Origin of the sequence: uncultured Modestobacter sp., from assembly GCF_947486615.1 — a bacterium.
Lineage (GTDB): Bacteria > Actinomycetota > Actinomycetes > Mycobacteriales > Geodermatophilaceae > Modestobacter.
In genome coordinates, this window is sequence record NZ_CANKUD010000007.1 from 13,143 (window position 1) to 29,727 (window position 16,585).

A 16,585-nucleotide genomic window follows, 5' to 3' on the forward strand; every position below is an offset into this window, starting at 1 on the left:
CGCGGCACCGTCACGGACGGCCGTCCGCCGGCGGCGTCGGGGCAGGGAAGGTCCGTGGCCGGTCCGCTGTTGGCGCGCGGTGGAAGGAGCACGAGATGACCCAGTACGAGACCGACCTCCACTCCGAGTTCCAGCGCGCCGACCTGTTCCTGGCGATGGGGCAGCCCGCCGAGGCCGCCCGCGTCCTCGAGGGCGTGCTCGCCGCGGAGCCGGACGACCAGGCGACGATGGAGCTGCTCGCCCGCAGCTACTTCGCCTCCGCGCAGCTGGGTCGGGCCGAGCAGCAGCTCACCCGTCTCGTCGAGCTCGCCCCGGCGAACGCGTGGGCCCGCCGCGCCCTGGCCCGCACCCTGGAACGGCAGAGCCGGGCCGACGACGCCGCCGTCCACCACCGGGTGGCCGACGCCCTCGGCGCCGCCTGAGCCGAGCTCTCGCGGCCGACCGCTACAGCAGGTCCGCGAGCGCCTCGTCGAGGCGGGGGTACCGGAAGTCGAATCCCGCCTCGGTGAGGCGCCGGGAGACCGCCCGGCGGCCGGTGAGCGCGAGCGCCGGGTCGGTCCGCAGCAGGACTGCCCCCACCCGCAGCAGCAGCTCGGGGGTGGGGGGTGCGGCCGGGCGGTGCAGGGCCGCCCGCAGGGTCGACATCAGCTCGGCGTTGCGCACCGGGTTCGGCGAGGTCGCCAGCAGCACGCCCGAGGGTGCCGGGGCGGCGAGTTCGTCGATGCCGAGCCCCCAGCGCGCGATGGCCAGCCAGTCCTCCACGTGCAGCCAGCTGACCCACTGCCGGCCGCTGGCGATGCGGCCGCCGAGCCCGAGCCGGGTGAGCCGCACCAGCCGGTCCAGCGCCGGGGTGTCCCGGTCGAACACGATGCTCGTGCGGAGCACCACCTGCCGCGCGGCGTTCACGCCGGCCGCGGCGTCCTCCCAGGCCCGGGCGACCCCGGCCATCTGCCGCGGTCCGTCGGCGGGTGGGGTGTCCTCGTCGACCAGCGTCTCGCCGGCGTCGCCGTACACGGCGGCGGTGCTCGCCTGTACCCACACCGGCACGGGTTCGTCCAGCTGTTCGGCGGCGGCGCGCAGCGCCAGCGTCGGCTGCACCCGGGAGCTGGTCAGCAGCGCGATGTTGCGCGGGGTCGGCCGCAGGTCGACCAGCTGACCGGCCAGGTTCACCACCGCGGCGCCCTCGAGCTCGGCGGCCCAGGGGCCGACCGAGACGCCGTCCCACCCGACCTGCCGGAAGGGGCCCGGGCGGGGTGTCCGGGAGAGGACGACGACGTCGTGCCCGCGGGCGGCCAGGTCGGCGCAGAGCCGGCGTCCGAGGGCGCCGGACCCGCCGGCCACGACGGTCTTCACCCCGGTGATCCTGCCCGCTCCCGGCCGGAGCGGTGGGACGCCAGCGTGACCAGGGTCAGGGCGGCGACGACCACGGTGGCCGCGAGCGCCCCGACGATCGCCGGCCGGGCACCTGCGCCCAGGGTGGTGCCCAGGGACCAGGTGCCCGCCCCCAGCAGCGAGCCGAACGCCACGGCGGTGGTCTCGGCGAACGCGACGGCGGTGGCGACCGAGGCCACCCGCTCAGGCGGCAGGGCGTCGAAGGTCTGCGCGGACAACCGGGTGTAGGCCAGCCCCATGCCCAGGCCGGCCAGCCCCCAGGCGCCGACCAGCAGCGCCAGGGCCGAGGTGCCGGTCAGCAGCCCGGTCTGGGACAGCGCCACCGCGACCAGCGCCGGGCACAGCAGCGCCGTCCCGAGGGTGGCCGGGTCGGGGCGTCGTCCCGGTCGGGGCGGGCGCGCGCCGGCCACGGACCAGGCGACCAGCCCGGCGGTGATCGCCACGGAGGTCGCGGTGACCCCGCGGCCCAGCCCCTCGACGACGGCGAGCGGGACCAGGCCGTCGGCGGCGAAGAAGGCGACCACCAGGCCGGTGAAGCAGAGCAGCAACCGGGTGCGCGCCCGGTCGCCCGCCGTCGCGCGGGCAAGCACCCGCACGCTGCCCGCCGCGGCCAGCAGCAACCCGCCGGCGAGCAGCGGCACGCCCCAGGTGCCACTCCCGCTGGCGGCCGTGGCGAGCACCAGTCCGGTCATCACGAGCACCCCGGCGCCGACCGCCACGGTGCGGCGTCCGGTCTGCCAGGGGACGAGGTCGACGTCCCGGCCCATCAGCACCCGGGCCACCACGACCACGACGGCCGGCCAGGCCATCGCCCACCGCCAGTCGCTGACCGCGGCGATCGCCCCGTTCAGCGCCGGCCCCACGAGGGAGGGCAGCAGCCACACCAGGGAGAACAGGCCCATGACCCGCGGCCGCAGCGCGTCCTCGTAGAGGCCGCCGATGGCGCTGAGGCCGAAGGCGACCAGCAGGCCACCGGCCAGCCCACGCAGCGCGCTCCCCGCCAGCAGCCAGCCCATCGAGGGCGCGGTCGCCGCCAGCAGCACCCCGACGACGTAGACGCCGGTGGCGACCAGCAGGGTGCCGCGGGGGCTGAGCCGGGCGGTGAGCCCGGGGCCGGCGGCGAGCGCCAGCACGGTGACCAGCGTCCCGGCCGCCAGGGTCGCGCCGTAGAGCCGGCTGCCGTCCAGCTCGCGGGAGGCCAGTGGGAGCACGGTGGCGTAGGCGATGCCCTGGACGGCGGCGGCGAACTCGGCCAGCAGCAAGGCGATCAGCAGCCGCCCACGGCGGCCGGCGAAGACCGCGCGCAGCGAGGTGTCCGGATCGGCCGCCGGGACGGCCCGGTCACGGTCCTCGGTGGTCACCCGCGCAGTGAACCGGGTGCAGTGGGCTGCAGGTCAACCGCCTGCCCGGCGTGCCGTCAGCGACCGGCCGGTCAGCGCGGGTCGGCCGTGGGCGGTGGGGTCGGGTTGGTGCCGTCGGTGCCGGTGCTGGCGGCGGTGCTGCCCGTCGCGGAGGGGGTGTTGCCCCGTTCGGCGACCGGCAGGAGCGCGCCGTGGGCCAGCCGCTCGCGGTAGCCGAACAGCTCCCGCTTCACCACCCGGCTCAGGATGTAGAGCCCGATGATGTTGGGCAGCGACATCAGGAAGATCATGCTGTCGGAGAAGCCGATCACCGCGTCGAGGGTCGAGGAGGACCCGATGACGACGAAGACGCAGAAGATCAGCTTCCACGTCCGGTCGACCACCATCGACTCGCCGAACAGGTAGGTCGACGCCTTCAGCCCGTAGTAGCTCCAGGCGAGCATCGTGGAGTAGGCGAAGAGGATCACCGCGACCGCCAGCACGATCGGGAACCAGCCCGCCACCGTCTCGAAGGCGGCCGAGGTGGTCTCCACCCCCGCCGCGCTCGACTCGTCCGCCCAGGTGCCGGTGATCACGATGGCCAGCGCGGTCATCGTGCAGACGACGACGGTGTCGACGAACGGCTCCAGGACGGCGACGTGGCCCTCGGTCGCCGGTTCGTCGGTCTTCACCGCGGAGTGGGCGATCGCGGCCGACCCCAGCCCGGCCTCGTTGCTGAACGCCGCCCGCCGGAACCCCTGGATGAGCACGCCGACGACGCCGCCGAACCCGGCTTCGGGGCTGAACGCCGTCCGGAGGATCTCCCAGAGGGCGTCCGGTATCTGGGAGAAGTTGGCGAAGAGCACCGCCAGGCAGGCCACCACGTAGAAGACGGCCATGAACGGGACCAGCTTGTCGGTGACCCGGGCGATGCTCCGGATGCCGCCGATGATCACCGCGCCGACCAGGATCGCGAGCACCAGGCCGAAGACGGCGCCGGCGGCCCCGAAGCCGAGCCAGCCGTCGTCCCCGCCGGTCACCGACTGCGCCTGGGCGAAGGCCTGGTTGGACTGGAACATGTTCCCGCCACCGACGGCGCCGCCCAGGGTGAAGATGCAGAACAGGACCGCGAGGACCTTGCCCAGCGTGCCCTTGCCGCGCTCCTTCAGCCCCTGGCTCAGGTAGTACATGGGTCCACCGGAGACCCGGCCGTCGGGGTAGACCTTGCGGTACTTGACGCCGAGGGTGCACTCCACGCCCTTGGTGCACATGCCGACGAGACCCGCGATGATCATCCAGAAGGTGGCCCCCGGCCCGCCGAGGGAGATGGCCACCGCGACCCCGGCGATGTTCCCGAGGCCCACCGTCCCGGAGACCGCGGTCGCCAGCGCCTGGAAGTGGGTCACCTCCCCGGCGTCCTCGGGGTCGTCGTACCTGCCCTTGATCAGCTGGATCGCGTGGCCGAAGGCCCGGAACTGGAAGCCGCGCAGGTAGACGGTGAAGAAGAACCCGGCCACCACCAGCCAGACGACGATCAGCGGGAGCTCGACGCCCTCGTCGATGAAGTCCAGCGGAACGGCGGCGAAGACGATGCCGGTGATGAACTCGGAGATCGGCGCGAAGACGTCGTCGACCTGCTCGTCGAAGGAGGCGGCCAGCACGTTCACGGACGAGGTCATCACGGCACCACCAGGACGGGGACGGGGGAGAGCTGGATGAGGCTGCTGGGTGTCGAGCCGAAGAGCAGCGTCCGCACCCGGCTCTGCCCGACCCGCCCGACGATGATCCAGACCGCGCGGTGCTCACGGGCGAGGGCCACGAGCGTCTCGGCCGGGTGACCGTGCCGGACGACGCCTTCCACCTCCAGGTCGCCGGCGGCGGTGAGCCGGGTGATCGCCGGGTCCAGCACCCGTTCCTGGGCCGACCTCGCCTCGCGTTCCTTCTCGATCGAGCGGCGTTCGTTCTCCTCCGCTGTGGTGAAGGAGTAGGGCGACCAGGGCACGACGCAGGCCAGCACCAGGCGCATCCCGTGCCGGCGGGCCGCCTCGGCAGCAGCGTCCGCCGCCCGTCCGCTCGCCTCGCTCCCGTCGAGCCCCACGATGATCGAAGCGGACATCGGGTGAACCCCCAGCCGTCGCGGACGTTGCCGGAAAGCTAGTGGCAGTCCGGGGTGACCCGCACCTCCAACCGGACGGGTGTCACCGGAAGGACACACCCCACGAACGGGTGCGTGTCCGGGCCGCTGCGCGGGTGACGCAACGGCGGCGGCTCAGCCCAGGAGGGTGTCCGGCAACGGGCCCCACCGGGCGAGCACGGCCGCCACGAGGACGGCGAGCGCGGTCGCCAGCACGACGACGTCGGCCGCCCCGGGTCGGCCGAGCTGGGGGTCGGTGGCGAAGCCACGCATCCGCATGGTCGCCATGAGCGTCGGCCCGCGCCGCACCACCGCGAACAGCACCGGGAGGGACACCAGCAGCGCGTCTCGCACGAAGCGGACCGGGTGGCGGATCTCGAGCCGGACGCCGCGCAGCTTGAGGTGCTCGCTGGTCTGGATGGCCTCCGTCAGGGTGGTGTACAGCAGCCGGTACGACAGCCCGACGGCGAACGCGGCCTGCGCCGGCAGTCCGATCCCGCGCAGGCCCCGGGCCGTGTCGTCGGGGTCGATGGCGGAGAACACGCTGAGGCTGACCAGGATCGTCGCCGTCCAGGCCAGGACCAACCGCATCTCCGCCTCGGCCGCGTCGACCACGCCGCCCCAGTCGCCGGCGGTCACCGAGCTCCACCCGCCGATCAGGATCAGTGCGATGAACGTCGGGATGTGGATCGACCACAGCACGGCCACCCACCGCCACGGGGTGCGCGCCAGCACGGCGGTCACCAGGCCGGCCACCACCGGGATCAGCATCCACTGGGCGGTGGGTGCGACGAAGACGTAGGCGAACAGCAGGACCAGCAGCAGCAGCTTGACCCGCGGGTCGCGCCGGTCGACGACGGTGTCGCGGTTGGCGTAGAGGACGGGCACCTGGGACGGCATCAGACGGCGCTCCCGGCGTCGGGTCGACTGGGGGTGGCGCCGTTGGGCGCCGGTGTGGACGGCGCGCCGGCGAGGAGGCCGACGAGGTCGTCCAGCGTGCAGGCCTCCAGCCCGATCGTGCGGGCCAGCGCACCGGCCCGCGGCAGCGCCAGCCGCCGCAGCCCGAGCTGTTCGTGGTGCCGGGCGCCGAAGACGTCGCGGGTCGGGCCCTGCAGCGCCACGGCGCCGTGGTCGAGCACGGTGACGGTGTCGGCCACCTCGGCGACGGCCTCCGCGTCGTGCTCGGTCATCAGCACGGTCGTGCCCCGGTCGCGCAGCTCGGACATCGTCGCGGTCAGCCGCCGCCGCGCGCCGGGCCCCATCCCGGAGAAGGGGGCGTCCAGGACCACCACGGTCGGTTCGACGACCAGCGCGGCGGCCAGCGCGACCAGCCGGCGGTGCGCGTTGGGCAGCAGGATGGGGTCGGCGTCCAGCAGGTCCTGGGGCAGGCCGACCAGCCGCCGGGCGATGTCCACCCGGGCGTCCAGCTCCTCGGTGCGGCGCCGGCGGCGCAGCGAGTAGGCGATCTCGTCGCGCACCCGCCGCTGGGACAGGGTCTGCGCCGCGCCCTGCGGGAGGGTCGCCACCCGCAGCGCCAGGTCGGCCGGGTGCACGTCGGCGGTGTCCTGGTCGTCCACCACCACCTGCCCGGCCACCGGGCGCAGCAGCCCGGCCAGCAGCTTGACCAGCGTGCTCTTGCCGGCGCCGGTCGGCCCCATGACCGCGTGCACCTCGCCGGGGCGCACCTCCAGGCTCACCCCGCGCAGCGCCGGCGACCGGTCCGGGTAGGCGAAGTCCACCTCGCGCACCTGGATGCGCGCCGGTTCCCCGGCCCAGGCGGGCTCCGCGCGGCCCTTCGGGCTGCCGGTGGCGGGCGGGCGGGCGCCGGGGTGGTCGGCCCCGATCCGGCCGACGGCGGCCCCGAACTGGACGTCGGTGAGCGGGCGGCCGGGCAGCCCGAGCCGGCGCGCGGCGTGCAGCGGCGCCGGAGGGTCCAGGTCGGCGGCCTGCTGGACCCGCTCGTCGGCGAGCAGTTCCTGGAGGTCGCCCTGGGCGGACACCGCGCCGTCGGTCAGCACCAGCAGCCGGTCGGCCAGGTCGACCAGCACGCCGGCGTCCTGCTCGACCAGCAGCACGGTCCGCCGGCCGGCCTCCTCCCGGATGATGCGCAGCAGCTCGCCCCGGTGCCCGGGATCCAGGTGGCCCATGACGGTGTCCAGCACCAGCACCCGGGGACGGATCGCCAGCGTCGCGGCCAGGGCGAGCAGCACCTGCTGCCCCTCCGAGAGCTCCCACACCCAGCGCCGGGCCAGCTCCTCCCCGGGCAGGCCCACCCGCTCCAGCAGCCGGCGGGCCTCGGCCTCGGCGTCCTCCGGCGTCCGCCCCCGGGTGCGGAGCGGATCGGCCACCTCGGACAGCACCCGCAGCTGGGTCAGCTGCCCACCGGGGTCCTCGAAGACGATGCCGACCGGTGCGTCGCCGTCCGTCGCGTCGTCCTCCGCGGTGAGCTCCACCCGGCCCGACAGCCGCCCGCCGGTCACCCCGGGCACCAGCCCGGCCAGCGCCAGGCACAACGTCGTCTTGCCCGATCCCGGTGGCCCGACCAGGCCCACCACCTGGCCGTGGTCGACCTGGAAGGTGACGCCGTCCAGGGCGGGCAGGTCGCTGGCGGGGTAGTGGAACGTGAGGTCGTCGACGCGGATGCTCACCGGGTCACCTGACCGGCGGGTTCGAGCCGCGCGCGCGGCACCTCCGGCACGAGGTCACGGTGCTGGTCGAGCCCCCGGGGCTCGAAGCCCAGGTACCGGTCGATGCGCCCGTAGAGCAGCGGCACCAGGCCGAGCAGCGGGACCACCCCGAGCAGCATGCCGTCGCCGATCACGTTCCCGATGGCGCTGTAGACCGCGATGCTGAACAGCTCGGAGTCGAACAGCACCAGGGACGACGCCTCGATCACCGCGTGCAGCGCCGCGGCCAGCAGCACCGCGCCGGTGAGCCGCAGCCTGCTCAGCGGGCGGTTGCCCACCGCGTAGCCGGCGGCGATGAACCCGACGACGTAGCCGACGGCGCCGAACACGTCGTCGATCTCGTAGCCCTCGAGCATGTCGCGCAGGAACTCGCCCATCATCGCGCCGACCGCGACCGCCACGACCGGCCGGCCCAGCGGGACGAGCGCCGCGAGCGCGACCGGGATGAAGAACGGCTTGGCGTCGATGTCGACCGGGATCTCGGGAACCGCTTCCAGCAGCGTGAGGGCGAGGAAGAACGTCGTCGCGCAGAGGACCGCGACGATCGTCATCCGTGCGGGGGTCAGGTCGTCCATGCGTCCACCCATCTCGGGACGGGATCGTCTGATGACCGTGACGGTGCCCGCCCGGGGTGAACGCCGGCCACTGCGGAGGTGACGGCTGCCCCAACTGGCCCTCGGTCGGCGGATGCCTCCGGTGGGTCACCGCGGCCGGCCGGGCGCACCCCGTCCGCGCCGTTGCCGTCGCGGACGGCTCCGTACCGTGGAGGGACTCCCGCCACCCGTCCACCCGAGCGGGAGCCCGGACAGGAGGACCCCTGATGGACCGCCGCACCGTCCCACGCCTGCTCGCCGCGCTGGCCCTCACCGCCTCGCTGGCCGCCTGCGGGGGGGCCGACGACGAGGCGACGGGGACCATGGCCGACCAGATCAGCACCGACCTGTCCGAGGCACCCGACGTGCCGCCCTCCGAGGAGCCGGCGCCGGAGGAGCTCGTCGTCGAGGACGTGGTGGCCGGGGACGGGACCGAGGCCGTCACGGGGACGACCGCCGAGGTCAAGTACGTCGGCGCGTTCTACGAGAGCGGTGAGGAGTTCGACTCCTCCTGGAGCCGGGGGGACGACGAGACCCTCTCCGTGCCGCTCGGTCAGGGCGCCGTCGTCGAGGGCTTCGAGCAGGGCATCGAGGGGATGCAGGTCGGTGGCCGGAGGGTGGTCACCATCCCCAGCGACCTCGGCTACGGGGACGAGGGCTACGGGCCGATCCCCGGCGGGGCCACCCTGGTCTTCGTGATCGACCTGGTCGAGGTCAGCGCCTGACCACCGGCCCGGGGGACGGCGGCTCCCGGGGCCCTGGGGGGCCGGGGCCGGGCTGGGCTCGTGCCCTGCTCGCCGGCTACCTGGCGGTGGGGGCCTGGCTGACCCTGCGCCCGTCGCCGATGGGGCGGGTGCAGTGGCCGGTGACCCGGGCGGTGCACGACGTCACCGGCTGGTCCTGGCAGGTCAGCGCCCGGGTGGCTGAGCGGGGCGGGAACGTGCTGCTGTTCGTCCCGCTCGGCCTGTTGCTGTGCTGGGCGCTGCCTCGGTTGCATCGCCGGGTCGTCTGGCTGCTGTGCGTGGCGGCCTCGGTGGGCATCGAGGTGACGCAGTTCCTCTTCCTGCCGGACCGGTACCCCTCGGTCGTCGACGTCGTCACCAACAGCACGGGCGCGGCGATCGGCGTCGGGCTGCACTGGCTGCTCACCCGCCGGCGCAGCAGCCACCCCGGCTGAGCCGGCCGGCAGGACCGGCCGCCCGGTGCGATGGTCGCCGCATGTGCTTCTCCGCCACCGCCGACTTCGTGGCCGCCGGGGGCATCGGCGCCGTGGCCGTGGCCACCGCGATGCAGGTCCGCACCGTCCGCGACGTCCCGTTCGCCGCCCTCCCGGGGCTCTTCGCGCTGCACCAGCTCGCCGAGGGCTTCGTGTGGCTGAGCCTGGAGGGGCACGTCGGCTCGGGGGTGGGGGACGTGGCTGCCTTCCTCTACGTGCTCTACGCGTTCGGGCTCCTGCCGGTCCTGGTCCCGGCCGCGCTGCTGCTGATCGAGCCACCGGGCCGGCGGCGGCGACACATGCTGCCGTTCGTGGTCATCGGCGCGATCACCGCCGTCTACCTGTTCTGGGCCAGCGTGGCCCGCCCCGTCGACTACGAGCAGGTGCACCACTCGATCGCCTACCACGCCCATGCGCCGCTGCTCGGCGTCGCGGCCGTCGGGTACGTGCTCGCCACCGTGGGCGCCGCGTTGCTGGCCGGCTACCGCTCGATCGTCGCGTTCGGGGTGGCCAACGGGATCGGGATCGTGGTCACGCTGATCGTGCTGGCCGCCGCCTTCGCCTCGCTGTGGTGCCTGTGGGCCGCGCTGACCAGCGTGCTCGTCCTGGTCTTCTTCGTGCGGCGCAACCGCGCCGAGGGCAGTCGCGTGCGGTGGCTGCAGTCCACGTCGCCGGCCGAGGTCGGGCGAGCAACCGAGGGAACGGCCGCCCGCTGACCCCCGTCAGTCGACCTCGGCGGCGTCCCGGCTGAGGTGGTCACCCGGGCACCCGAGCTCCGGGGTGCGCGGCTCCGGATCGCCGGCAGCATCCGCCGTCCGGCCTGGCTCAGTCGGTGCCGTACCGCGCGAGTCGGGGGTCGTCGGACGGCACCTGGCGCAGCGAGGCGAGCATCTGTTCGAACCCGGACCTCTCGTCGTCGGGCGGCGCGACCAGCGCCAGCGCGCCGGCAGTCGGCTCCACCAGCACGAAGGTGCGCGGAGTGGATCCCGGTGGCCCGCCATCGGCCTCTCCGCCCTGGGGGCGGGCGATGATCGCCGGCCGGCCGGCCAGGGTGGTCAGGCGGTCACCGACGTCCGCCCCGACCGCCAGCGGGAGCTGGACCGGTCCGAAGACCTCGACGTCCAGCACGCGGGTGATCTCACCGTCGGTGAGCTCCGTCCACCAGGTCGTCACGTGTTGCGGAGTGGCGTACGGCGCACCCGCACGCTGGTGCACGACGACCCAGCCGGGGCTCAGCGTCGGGTCCCAGCCGACCTGCGGACCGTCGACGCGCACCGCGGTGAGCGCCTGCCGGGCCGCCTCCAGGGTCATCCCGTCGGCCTCCACCGACCACTGCTGACCCTGCCCGTCGGTCCACACCCACCGCCGCAGGCCGGTCGTGGAGGCCTGCACGTCGAAGCGCAGCGCGGGGTGGCCGAGCACCGTGTCCGGCTCGCTCTCGTCGACCAGGTGGAGTCGGTCGATCCGCGCGTCCACGGGTCCGGTGACCGCGAGCCGCGCGGTCACCACCCCCGCCGCGTCCTGCTCCACCACGGCCAGGGACGGCGGGATGCAGGTCGAGGCGCGCGAGTTGTGGCGCACCATGATCGACCGGTAGGCCCAACCACTCGGCAGCTCGTCGGGCAGCAGCCGGACCTCCGCCTCTTCCGGGCGGACCACGCTCGCGTACCCGTCGGCGCAGCTGATCGACCCGTCCGCGGCCACGGCCGGGGAGACGAGCGCCGGCGCACCGCCACCGTCGTCCTGGACCGCGCTGATGACCAGCGGGACGGCGGTCAGCACAGCGGCGGCTGCGGCGATCAGCGTGACCCGGCGCGGCCAGGGTGAACGGCGGTGCCCCGCCGGGAGGCTGCCCGCGCGCTCGACGTCCACCCGGTCGCGCACCCGGGCGAGCAGCGCAGCGTCGTCGGGGGTGCGACCCGCCGGGTCCGCGGCGCGCAGCAGGGAGTCGAGGTCGGGGGTCATTCGATGCCTCCGGGCTGGGAGAGGGGGAGGACGGTGGTGACGCCCTGCGGGTCGGCGGTGTGCTCGCCGAGCAGCGCAGCGAACCGGCGGCGGGTGCGGTGCAGCCGCACCTTGAGCGCGCCGCGGGTGCAGCCGAGCGCCTCGGCGGCCTCCTCGTGGCTGAGGCCGTCCCAGGCCAGCAGGGTGAGCAGTTCGCGGTCGGCGTCCGAGAGCCGGTGCAGGGCAGCGGTCACCTCGTCGTCCGGGCCGGCGACCGGCCAGGCGGGGTCCTCGGCCGGCTGTGCGCTGATCCGCTCGGTCAGTGCATCCCGGCGTCGGCGCGCGCGCCGGGCGTTCGCGCTCACGCCCCGGGCGACGCCGAGCAGCCAGGGGAGGCCGAAGGCAGGCACCTCGTCCAGCCGCCGCCAGGCCACCACGAACGTCTCCGCGACGACGTCCTCGACGTCGTCGGGGAGCACGTGCCGACGGGCGTACCGGACGACGGCCTGCGCGTGATCGGTCCACAACTGCTCGAACCGCTGCTCGGCGGGCTCACCCACCGTGGGTCCTCAGCGTGCTCACACCGGGGAAGTGTCCGGACGCAGCCACCCGGTTACACCCGGGTCAGTTCACCTCGTCGGCGTCCCAGGTGAGGGAGTCGCCCGGCTGGACCTCCAGCGCCTCCAGCACCGGGTGGGCCAGCAGGTCGTCGACCAGGGCGCGGCTGCCGGCGACCAGCGTGCTGTCGAAGTCGATCTCGGTGCCCACGCACCACGTGCGGTCGGCCGGCCACCACAGGTTCGGCGACTGCGGGTCGAACCAGTCAGCGGTCACCTGGTCGCCGATGAACCGGAACGAGGTCAGCGGGCCGCGCAGCAGCAGGTAGGAGCGGTCCGGGTGGTCCAGCCGCGGGCCGGCCAGCTGCTCGGCCGTGAAGCCGGGCGGTCCGTGTTCGGGGACCGGGGGCTCCCCGTCGTCGGAGAAGGCGAGCAGCGCGATGGACCCGGGCACCTTGGCGACCCAGGCGTACCCCTCCCAGACGCAGGCCCAGCAGTCGTCCGGGGTGCCGGTGTGCCCGGCCAGGACGTCGAGCAGTGCGGCCAGGTGGTCGGGGACCAGCTCGCCGACCCGCGGGGGGCCGGCGCCCTGGCCGTCGCTCGCGCCCCGCGGATCGACGGCGCCGACCAGCCGGTGCCACTGGACCAGCGGGTGCACCGTGCGGCCGGTCTCCGCCGCGACGTCGCTCCAGCGCCGCAGCCGCTCGCCGTCCTCGACGGGGTGCAGCAGCCGGGCGTACGCCGGGTAGCCGGCGGGGACCACGCTGCCCACGGTCCCGAAGTCGGTGGCCAACCGGGGCCGGATCCAGGACGCGGCGGCGACGTCCGCGCTGTGGGTCGGGCCCTCGGGATGCACACGGCGATCATCGGGCACCCGTCCAGTGGGTTCCGCTGCCCGGGCGCGCAGCCGGGCGCCGGGTAGCGTTCGCCGCACAACACGGCAGTGCGCGCGGAAGCCGGTGCGAGCCCGGCGCGGTCCCGCCACTGTGACCTCCACCCGGAGGGAGCCAGACACCGCGGCTGCCGTGCCCGACGACCCGGGGCGCGGACCCCGAGGGAGGCACTGCCTTGAGCTCACGCACCTTCACCCTGCTCTCCACCTCCGACACCGACCTGCTCTCGGCCAGGGCGAGCGCGTCGGACTGGAAGCTCGGCAACCCCTACCGGGTCGGCACCGGTGAGCTCGCCGAGTTCGCCGCGGGCACCGACCTGGTCGTCGTCCGGATCCTCGGGGCCGCCCGCAAGTACGAGGACATGCTGCGGCCGCTGCTCGACAGCGGGCTGCCGGTCGTCGTGCTGGGCGGGGAGCAGCTGCCCGACGCCGAGCTGATGGCGCTGTCCACCGTGCCGATGGGCGTGGCCACCGACGCGCACGCCTACCTGGCCCAGGGCGGGCCCGACAACATCGTGGAGCTGCACCGGTTCCTGTCCGACACCGTGCTGCTGGACGGCGAGGGCTTCGACGCCCCGGCCGTCGCGCCGGACTGGGGCCTGCTCGACCGCCCGACCAGCTCGACCGGGCCGCGGGTCGCCGTCCTCTACTACCGGGCGCACCACCTGGCCGGGAACACCGCCTTCGTGCACACGCTGTGCGAGGCGATCGAGACCGCCGGTGGCGTGCCGGTGCCGATCTACTGCGCCTCGCTGCGCTCGGTCGCCCCGGAGATGCTCGACGTGCTGCGCACCGTCGACGCCATGGTCGTCACCGTGCTGGCGGCCGGCGGCTCCAAGCCCGCCACCGCGTCCGCCGGTGGGGACGACGGCGCCTGGGACGTCGGCGAGCTGGCCCGGCTCGACGTCCCGGTGATCCAGGGCCTGGTGCTGGGCACCCCGCGGGAGACCTGGGCGGCCAACGACGACGGGCTCTCCCCGCTGGACGTGGGCAACCAGGTCGCCATCCCGGAGTTCGACGGCCGGATCATCAGCGTGCCGTTCTCCTTCAAGGAGGTCGACGCCGACGGCTTGACCTCCTACGTGCCCGACCCGGAGCGGGCCGCCCGGGTGGCCGGCACCGCCGTCGCGCACGCCCGGCTGCGGCACACCGCTCCCGCCGACCGCAAGATCGTGGTGATGCTGTCGGCGTACCCGACCAAGCACGCCCGGATCGGCAACGCGGTCGGCCTGGACACTCCCGCCTCGGTGGTCCGGCTGCTGGCCGCGATGGCCGGGCAGGGCTACGACATCGGCCCGTTCGACGGCGAGGGGGCACTGCCCGGCGTCGCCGACCTGGACGGCGACCGGCTGGTGCACGCCCTGATCGAGGCCGGCGGACAGGACCCGGACTGGCTGACCGCCGAGCAGCTGTCCGGCAACCCGGTGCGCATCCCCGCAGCCGAGTACCGCCGGTTCTTCGACACCCTGCCCGCCGAGCTGACCGACCGGATGGTCGAGCACTGGGGGCCGCCGCCCGGTGAGCTCTTCGTCGACCCGACCGACGACTGCATCGTGTTCGCCGCCCTGCGCGCCGGCAACGTCGTGGTGATGGTCCAGCCGCCGCGCGGCTTCGGGGAGAACCCGATCGCGATCTACCACGACCCGGACCTGCCGCCGTCCCACCACTACCTGGCCGCCTACCACTGGCTGCGCTCGTCGTTCGGTGCGCACGCGGTGGTGCACGTGGGCAAGCACGGCAACCTGGAGTGGATGCCCGGCAAGACCGTGGGGCTGTCGGCGTCCTGCGCGCCGGACGCCGCGCTCGGTGACCTGCCGATGGTCTACCCGTTCCTGGTCAACGACCCCGGTGAGGGCTCGCAGGCCAAGCGCCGGGCGCACGCGGTGCTGGTCGACCACATGGTGCCGCCGATGGCCCGCGCCGACACCTACGGCGACATCGCCCGGCTGGAGCAGCTGCTGGACGAGCACGCCAACATCGCCGCGATGGACCCGCCCAAGCTGCCCGCCGTCCGGCAGCAGATCTGGACGCTGATCCAGGCCGCCAAGCTGGACCACGACCTGGGCCTGGACGACCGGCCGCACGACGCCGAGTTCGACGAGATGATCCTGCACGTCGACGGCTGGCTCTGCGCCATCAAGGACAGCCAGATCCGCGACGGGCTGCACGTCTTCGGCTCCCCGCCGGAGGGCGACGCCCGGGTGGGGCTGGTGCTGGCGATCCTGCGGGCGCGGCAGATCTGGGGTGGCTCGGTCGCCATGCCCGGCCTGCGCGAGGCGCTCGGCCTGGTGGAGGACGGCTCGGCGGGGCTGCACGAGACCGACGAGGTCGAGGCCCGGGCGCTGGCCCTGGTCACCGCCATGGAGGCGGCCGGCTGGACCGCCGAGGCCGTCGACCCCACCGTCGTCGAGGTGCTGGGCGGGCCGCACGCGGAGGTGTCACGGGTGCTGGACTTCGCGGTGGCCGAGGTCGTGCCGCGGCTGGCGCGGACGACCGACGAGATCGACATGGCCCTGCACGCCCTGGACGGCGGCTACGTGCCGGCCGGGCCCTCGGGCTCGCCGCTGCGCGGGCTGGTCAACGTGCTGCCGACCGGGCGCAACTTCTACTCCGTCGACCCGCGCGCGGTGCCCTCCCGGTTGGCCTGGGAGACCGGGCAGGGGCTGGCCGAGTCGCTGGTCGAGCGCTACGTCTCCGAGACTGGGGAGCACCCGCGCTCGGTCGGGCTCTCGGTGTGGGGCACGTCGGCGATGCGCACCTCCGGCGACGACGTCGCGCAGGTGCTGGCCCTGCTCGGCGTCCGGCCGGTCTGGGACGAGGCCTCGCGCCGGGTGACCACGCTGGAGCCGATCCCGCTCGGTGAGCTGGGCCGGCCGCGGATCGACGTCACGGTGCGCATCTCCGGGTTCTTCCGGGACGCCTTCCCGCACGTGGTGACCATGCTCGACGACGCCGTCACCCTGGCCGCGGGCCTGGACGAGACGCCGGAGCAGAACTTCGTGAAGGCGCACGTGGACGCCGACGTCGCCGAGCACGGCGACCGCCGGCGGGCCACCACCCGGGTGTTCGGCTCCAAGCCCGGCGCGTACGGGGCCGGGCTGCTGTCGCTGATCGACAGCCGGGACTGGCGCACCGACGCCGACCTGGCCGAGGTCTACGCGGTGTGGGGCGGTTACGCCTACGGCCGCGACCTGGACGGCGTCGCGGCGCGGGCGGACATGGAGACCTCCTACCGGCGGATCGCGGTGGCGGCCAAGAACATCGACACCCGTGAGCACGACATCGCCGACTCCGACGACTACTTCCAGTACCACGGCGGCATGGTCGCCACGGTGCGCGCGCTGACCGGCAGCTCGCCGAAGGCCTACATCGGCGACTCGACCCGCCCCGAGCACGTGCGCACCCGCTCGCTGGTGGAGGAGACCTCCCGGGTGTTCCGCGCCCGGGTGGTCAACCCCAAGTGGCTGGCCGCGATGCGCCGGCACGGCTACAAGGGCGCGTTCGAGATGGCCGCGACGGTGGACTACCTGTTCGGCTACGACGCCACCACCGGCGTGGTCGCCGACTGGATGTACGAGAAGCTCGCGCAGAGCTACGTGCTCGACCCGGAGAACCGGGCGTTCATGGAGGAGTCGAACCCCTGGGCGCTGCACGGCATCGCCGAGCGGCTGCTGGAGGCGGTCGACCGGAAGATGTGGGCCGAGCCGGACCCGGCGCTGCTGGCCGAGCTGCAGCAGGCCTACCTGGACACCGAGGGCGACCTCGAAGGCGGGGAGACCCCCGCCCAGGCCCAGGCCTGACCCACCCGGCCGTGTTCGCCAACATGGCCG

Annotated in this window: 15 protein-coding genes and 1 riboswitch; of the genes, 5 read left to right on the plus strand and 10 right to left on the minus strand. The window is 74.5% G+C overall.

What is annotated here, in order from left to right:
• The first annotated feature begins 95 nt into the window (after positions 1–95).
• Positions 96–422: a tetratricopeptide repeat protein gene (locus Q1A09_RS13805; protein ID WP_299955848.1), complete on the plus strand. Its 327-nt coding sequence runs from the start codon at positions 96–98 to the stop codon at positions 420–422.
• Positions 423–444: 22 nt separating this feature from the next.
• Here the strand turns inward: Q1A09_RS13805 and Q1A09_RS13810 are convergent, their stop codons facing one another.
• The 7 genes from Q1A09_RS13810 to Q1A09_RS13840 all read right to left on the minus strand — a co-directional run bounded on the left by Q1A09_RS13810 (position 445) and on the right by Q1A09_RS13840 (position 8,128).
• Positions 445–1,353, minus strand: a complete 909-nt coding sequence (locus Q1A09_RS13810) for an epimerase (RefSeq protein WP_299955850.1) — start codon at positions 1,351–1,353, stop codon at positions 445–447.
• Complete coding sequence (locus Q1A09_RS13815; protein ID WP_299955852.1) at positions 1,350–2,753, minus strand: MFS transporter; 1,404 nt, start codon at positions 2,751–2,753, stop codon at positions 1,350–1,352. Before Q1A09_RS13815 ends, Q1A09_RS13810 begins: the two co-directional genes overlap by 4 nt.
• Before the next feature lie 71 nt (positions 2,754–2,824).
• Positions 2,825–4,411, minus strand: coding sequence for a sodium:alanine symporter family protein (locus Q1A09_RS13820; protein ID WP_299955854.1), 1,587 nt, complete (start codon positions 4,409–4,411; stop codon positions 2,825–2,827).
• Complete coding sequence (locus Q1A09_RS13825) at positions 4,411–4,848, minus strand: universal stress protein (protein WP_299955856.1); 438 nt, start codon at positions 4,846–4,848, stop codon at positions 4,411–4,413. Before Q1A09_RS13825 ends, Q1A09_RS13820 begins: the two co-directional genes overlap by 1 nt.
• Positions 4,849–5,001: 153 nt before the next feature.
• Positions 5,002–5,766, minus strand: a complete 765-nt coding sequence (locus Q1A09_RS13830; protein WP_299955858.1) for an energy-coupling factor transporter transmembrane protein EcfT — start codon at positions 5,764–5,766, stop codon at positions 5,002–5,004.
• On the minus strand, positions 5,766–7,514 hold the full coding sequence (locus Q1A09_RS13835) for an ABC transporter ATP-binding protein (RefSeq protein ID WP_299955860.1): 1,749 nt from the start codon (positions 7,512–7,514) through the stop codon (positions 5,766–5,768). The genes Q1A09_RS13830 and Q1A09_RS13835 overlap by 1 nt, the downstream gene beginning before the upstream one ends.
• On the minus strand, positions 7,511–8,128 hold the full coding sequence (locus tag Q1A09_RS13840; protein WP_299955862.1) for a hypothetical protein: 618 nt from the start codon (positions 8,126–8,128) through the stop codon (positions 7,511–7,513). The genes Q1A09_RS13835 and Q1A09_RS13840 overlap by 4 nt, the downstream gene beginning before the upstream one ends.
• A gap of 245 nt (positions 8,129–8,373) precedes the next feature.
• Here Q1A09_RS13840 and Q1A09_RS13845 point away from each other — a divergent pair, with 245 nt between their 5' ends.
• The 3 genes from Q1A09_RS13845 to Q1A09_RS13855 all read left to right on the plus strand — a co-directional run bounded on the left by Q1A09_RS13845 (position 8,374) and on the right by Q1A09_RS13855 (position 10,078).
• Positions 8,374–8,871 (plus strand): FKBP-type peptidyl-prolyl cis-trans isomerase, encoded by a 498-nt coding sequence (locus Q1A09_RS13845; protein WP_299955864.1) that lies wholly within the window; start codon positions 8,374–8,376, stop codon positions 8,869–8,871.
• An 86-nt stretch (positions 8,872–8,957) separates the two neighbouring features.
• Positions 8,958–9,323 carry a VanZ family protein gene (locus tag Q1A09_RS13850; RefSeq protein WP_299955866.1) on the plus strand — a complete coding sequence of 122 codons (366 nt, stop codon included), beginning with the start codon at positions 8,958–8,960 and terminating at the stop codon, positions 9,321–9,323.
• 41 nt (positions 9,324–9,364) lie between these two features.
• Positions 9,365–10,078 carry a DUF6629 family protein gene (locus Q1A09_RS13855; RefSeq protein ID WP_299955868.1) on the plus strand — a complete coding sequence of 238 codons (714 nt, stop codon included), beginning with the start codon at positions 9,365–9,367 and terminating at the stop codon, positions 10,076–10,078.
• 109 nt (positions 10,079–10,187) lie between these two features.
• Here the strand turns inward: Q1A09_RS13855 and Q1A09_RS13860 are convergent, their stop codons facing one another.
• The 3 genes from Q1A09_RS13860 to Q1A09_RS13870 form a co-directional block, all read right to left on the minus strand.
• A complete protein-coding gene (locus tag Q1A09_RS13860) occupies positions 10,188–11,327 on the minus strand; it encodes a hypothetical protein (RefSeq protein WP_299955870.1) in 1,140 nt (379 codons plus the stop codon).
• On the minus strand, positions 11,324–11,866 hold the full coding sequence (locus Q1A09_RS13865) for an RNA polymerase sigma factor (RefSeq protein WP_299955872.1): 543 nt from the start codon (positions 11,864–11,866) through the stop codon (positions 11,324–11,326). The genes Q1A09_RS13860 and Q1A09_RS13865 overlap by 4 nt, the downstream gene beginning before the upstream one ends.
• Positions 11,867–11,930: 64 nt before the next feature.
• Positions 11,931–12,719 (minus strand): hypothetical protein, encoded by a 789-nt coding sequence (locus Q1A09_RS13870; RefSeq protein WP_299955874.1) that lies wholly within the window; start codon positions 12,717–12,719, stop codon positions 11,931–11,933.
• Between the two features lie 95 nt (positions 12,720–12,814).
• Positions 12,815–12,878: riboswitch (cobalamin riboswitch) on the plus strand.
• A 53-nt stretch (positions 12,879–12,931) separates the two neighbouring features.
• On the opposite strand from Q1A09_RS13870, the gene cobN reads away from it, so the two are divergent.
• Positions 12,932–16,555 carry a cobaltochelatase subunit CobN gene (gene cobN, locus Q1A09_RS13875; RefSeq protein WP_299955876.1) on the plus strand — a complete coding sequence of 1,208 codons (3,624 nt, stop codon included), beginning with the start codon at positions 12,932–12,934 and terminating at the stop codon, positions 16,553–16,555.
• Positions 16,556–16,585 lie beyond the last annotated feature (30 nt).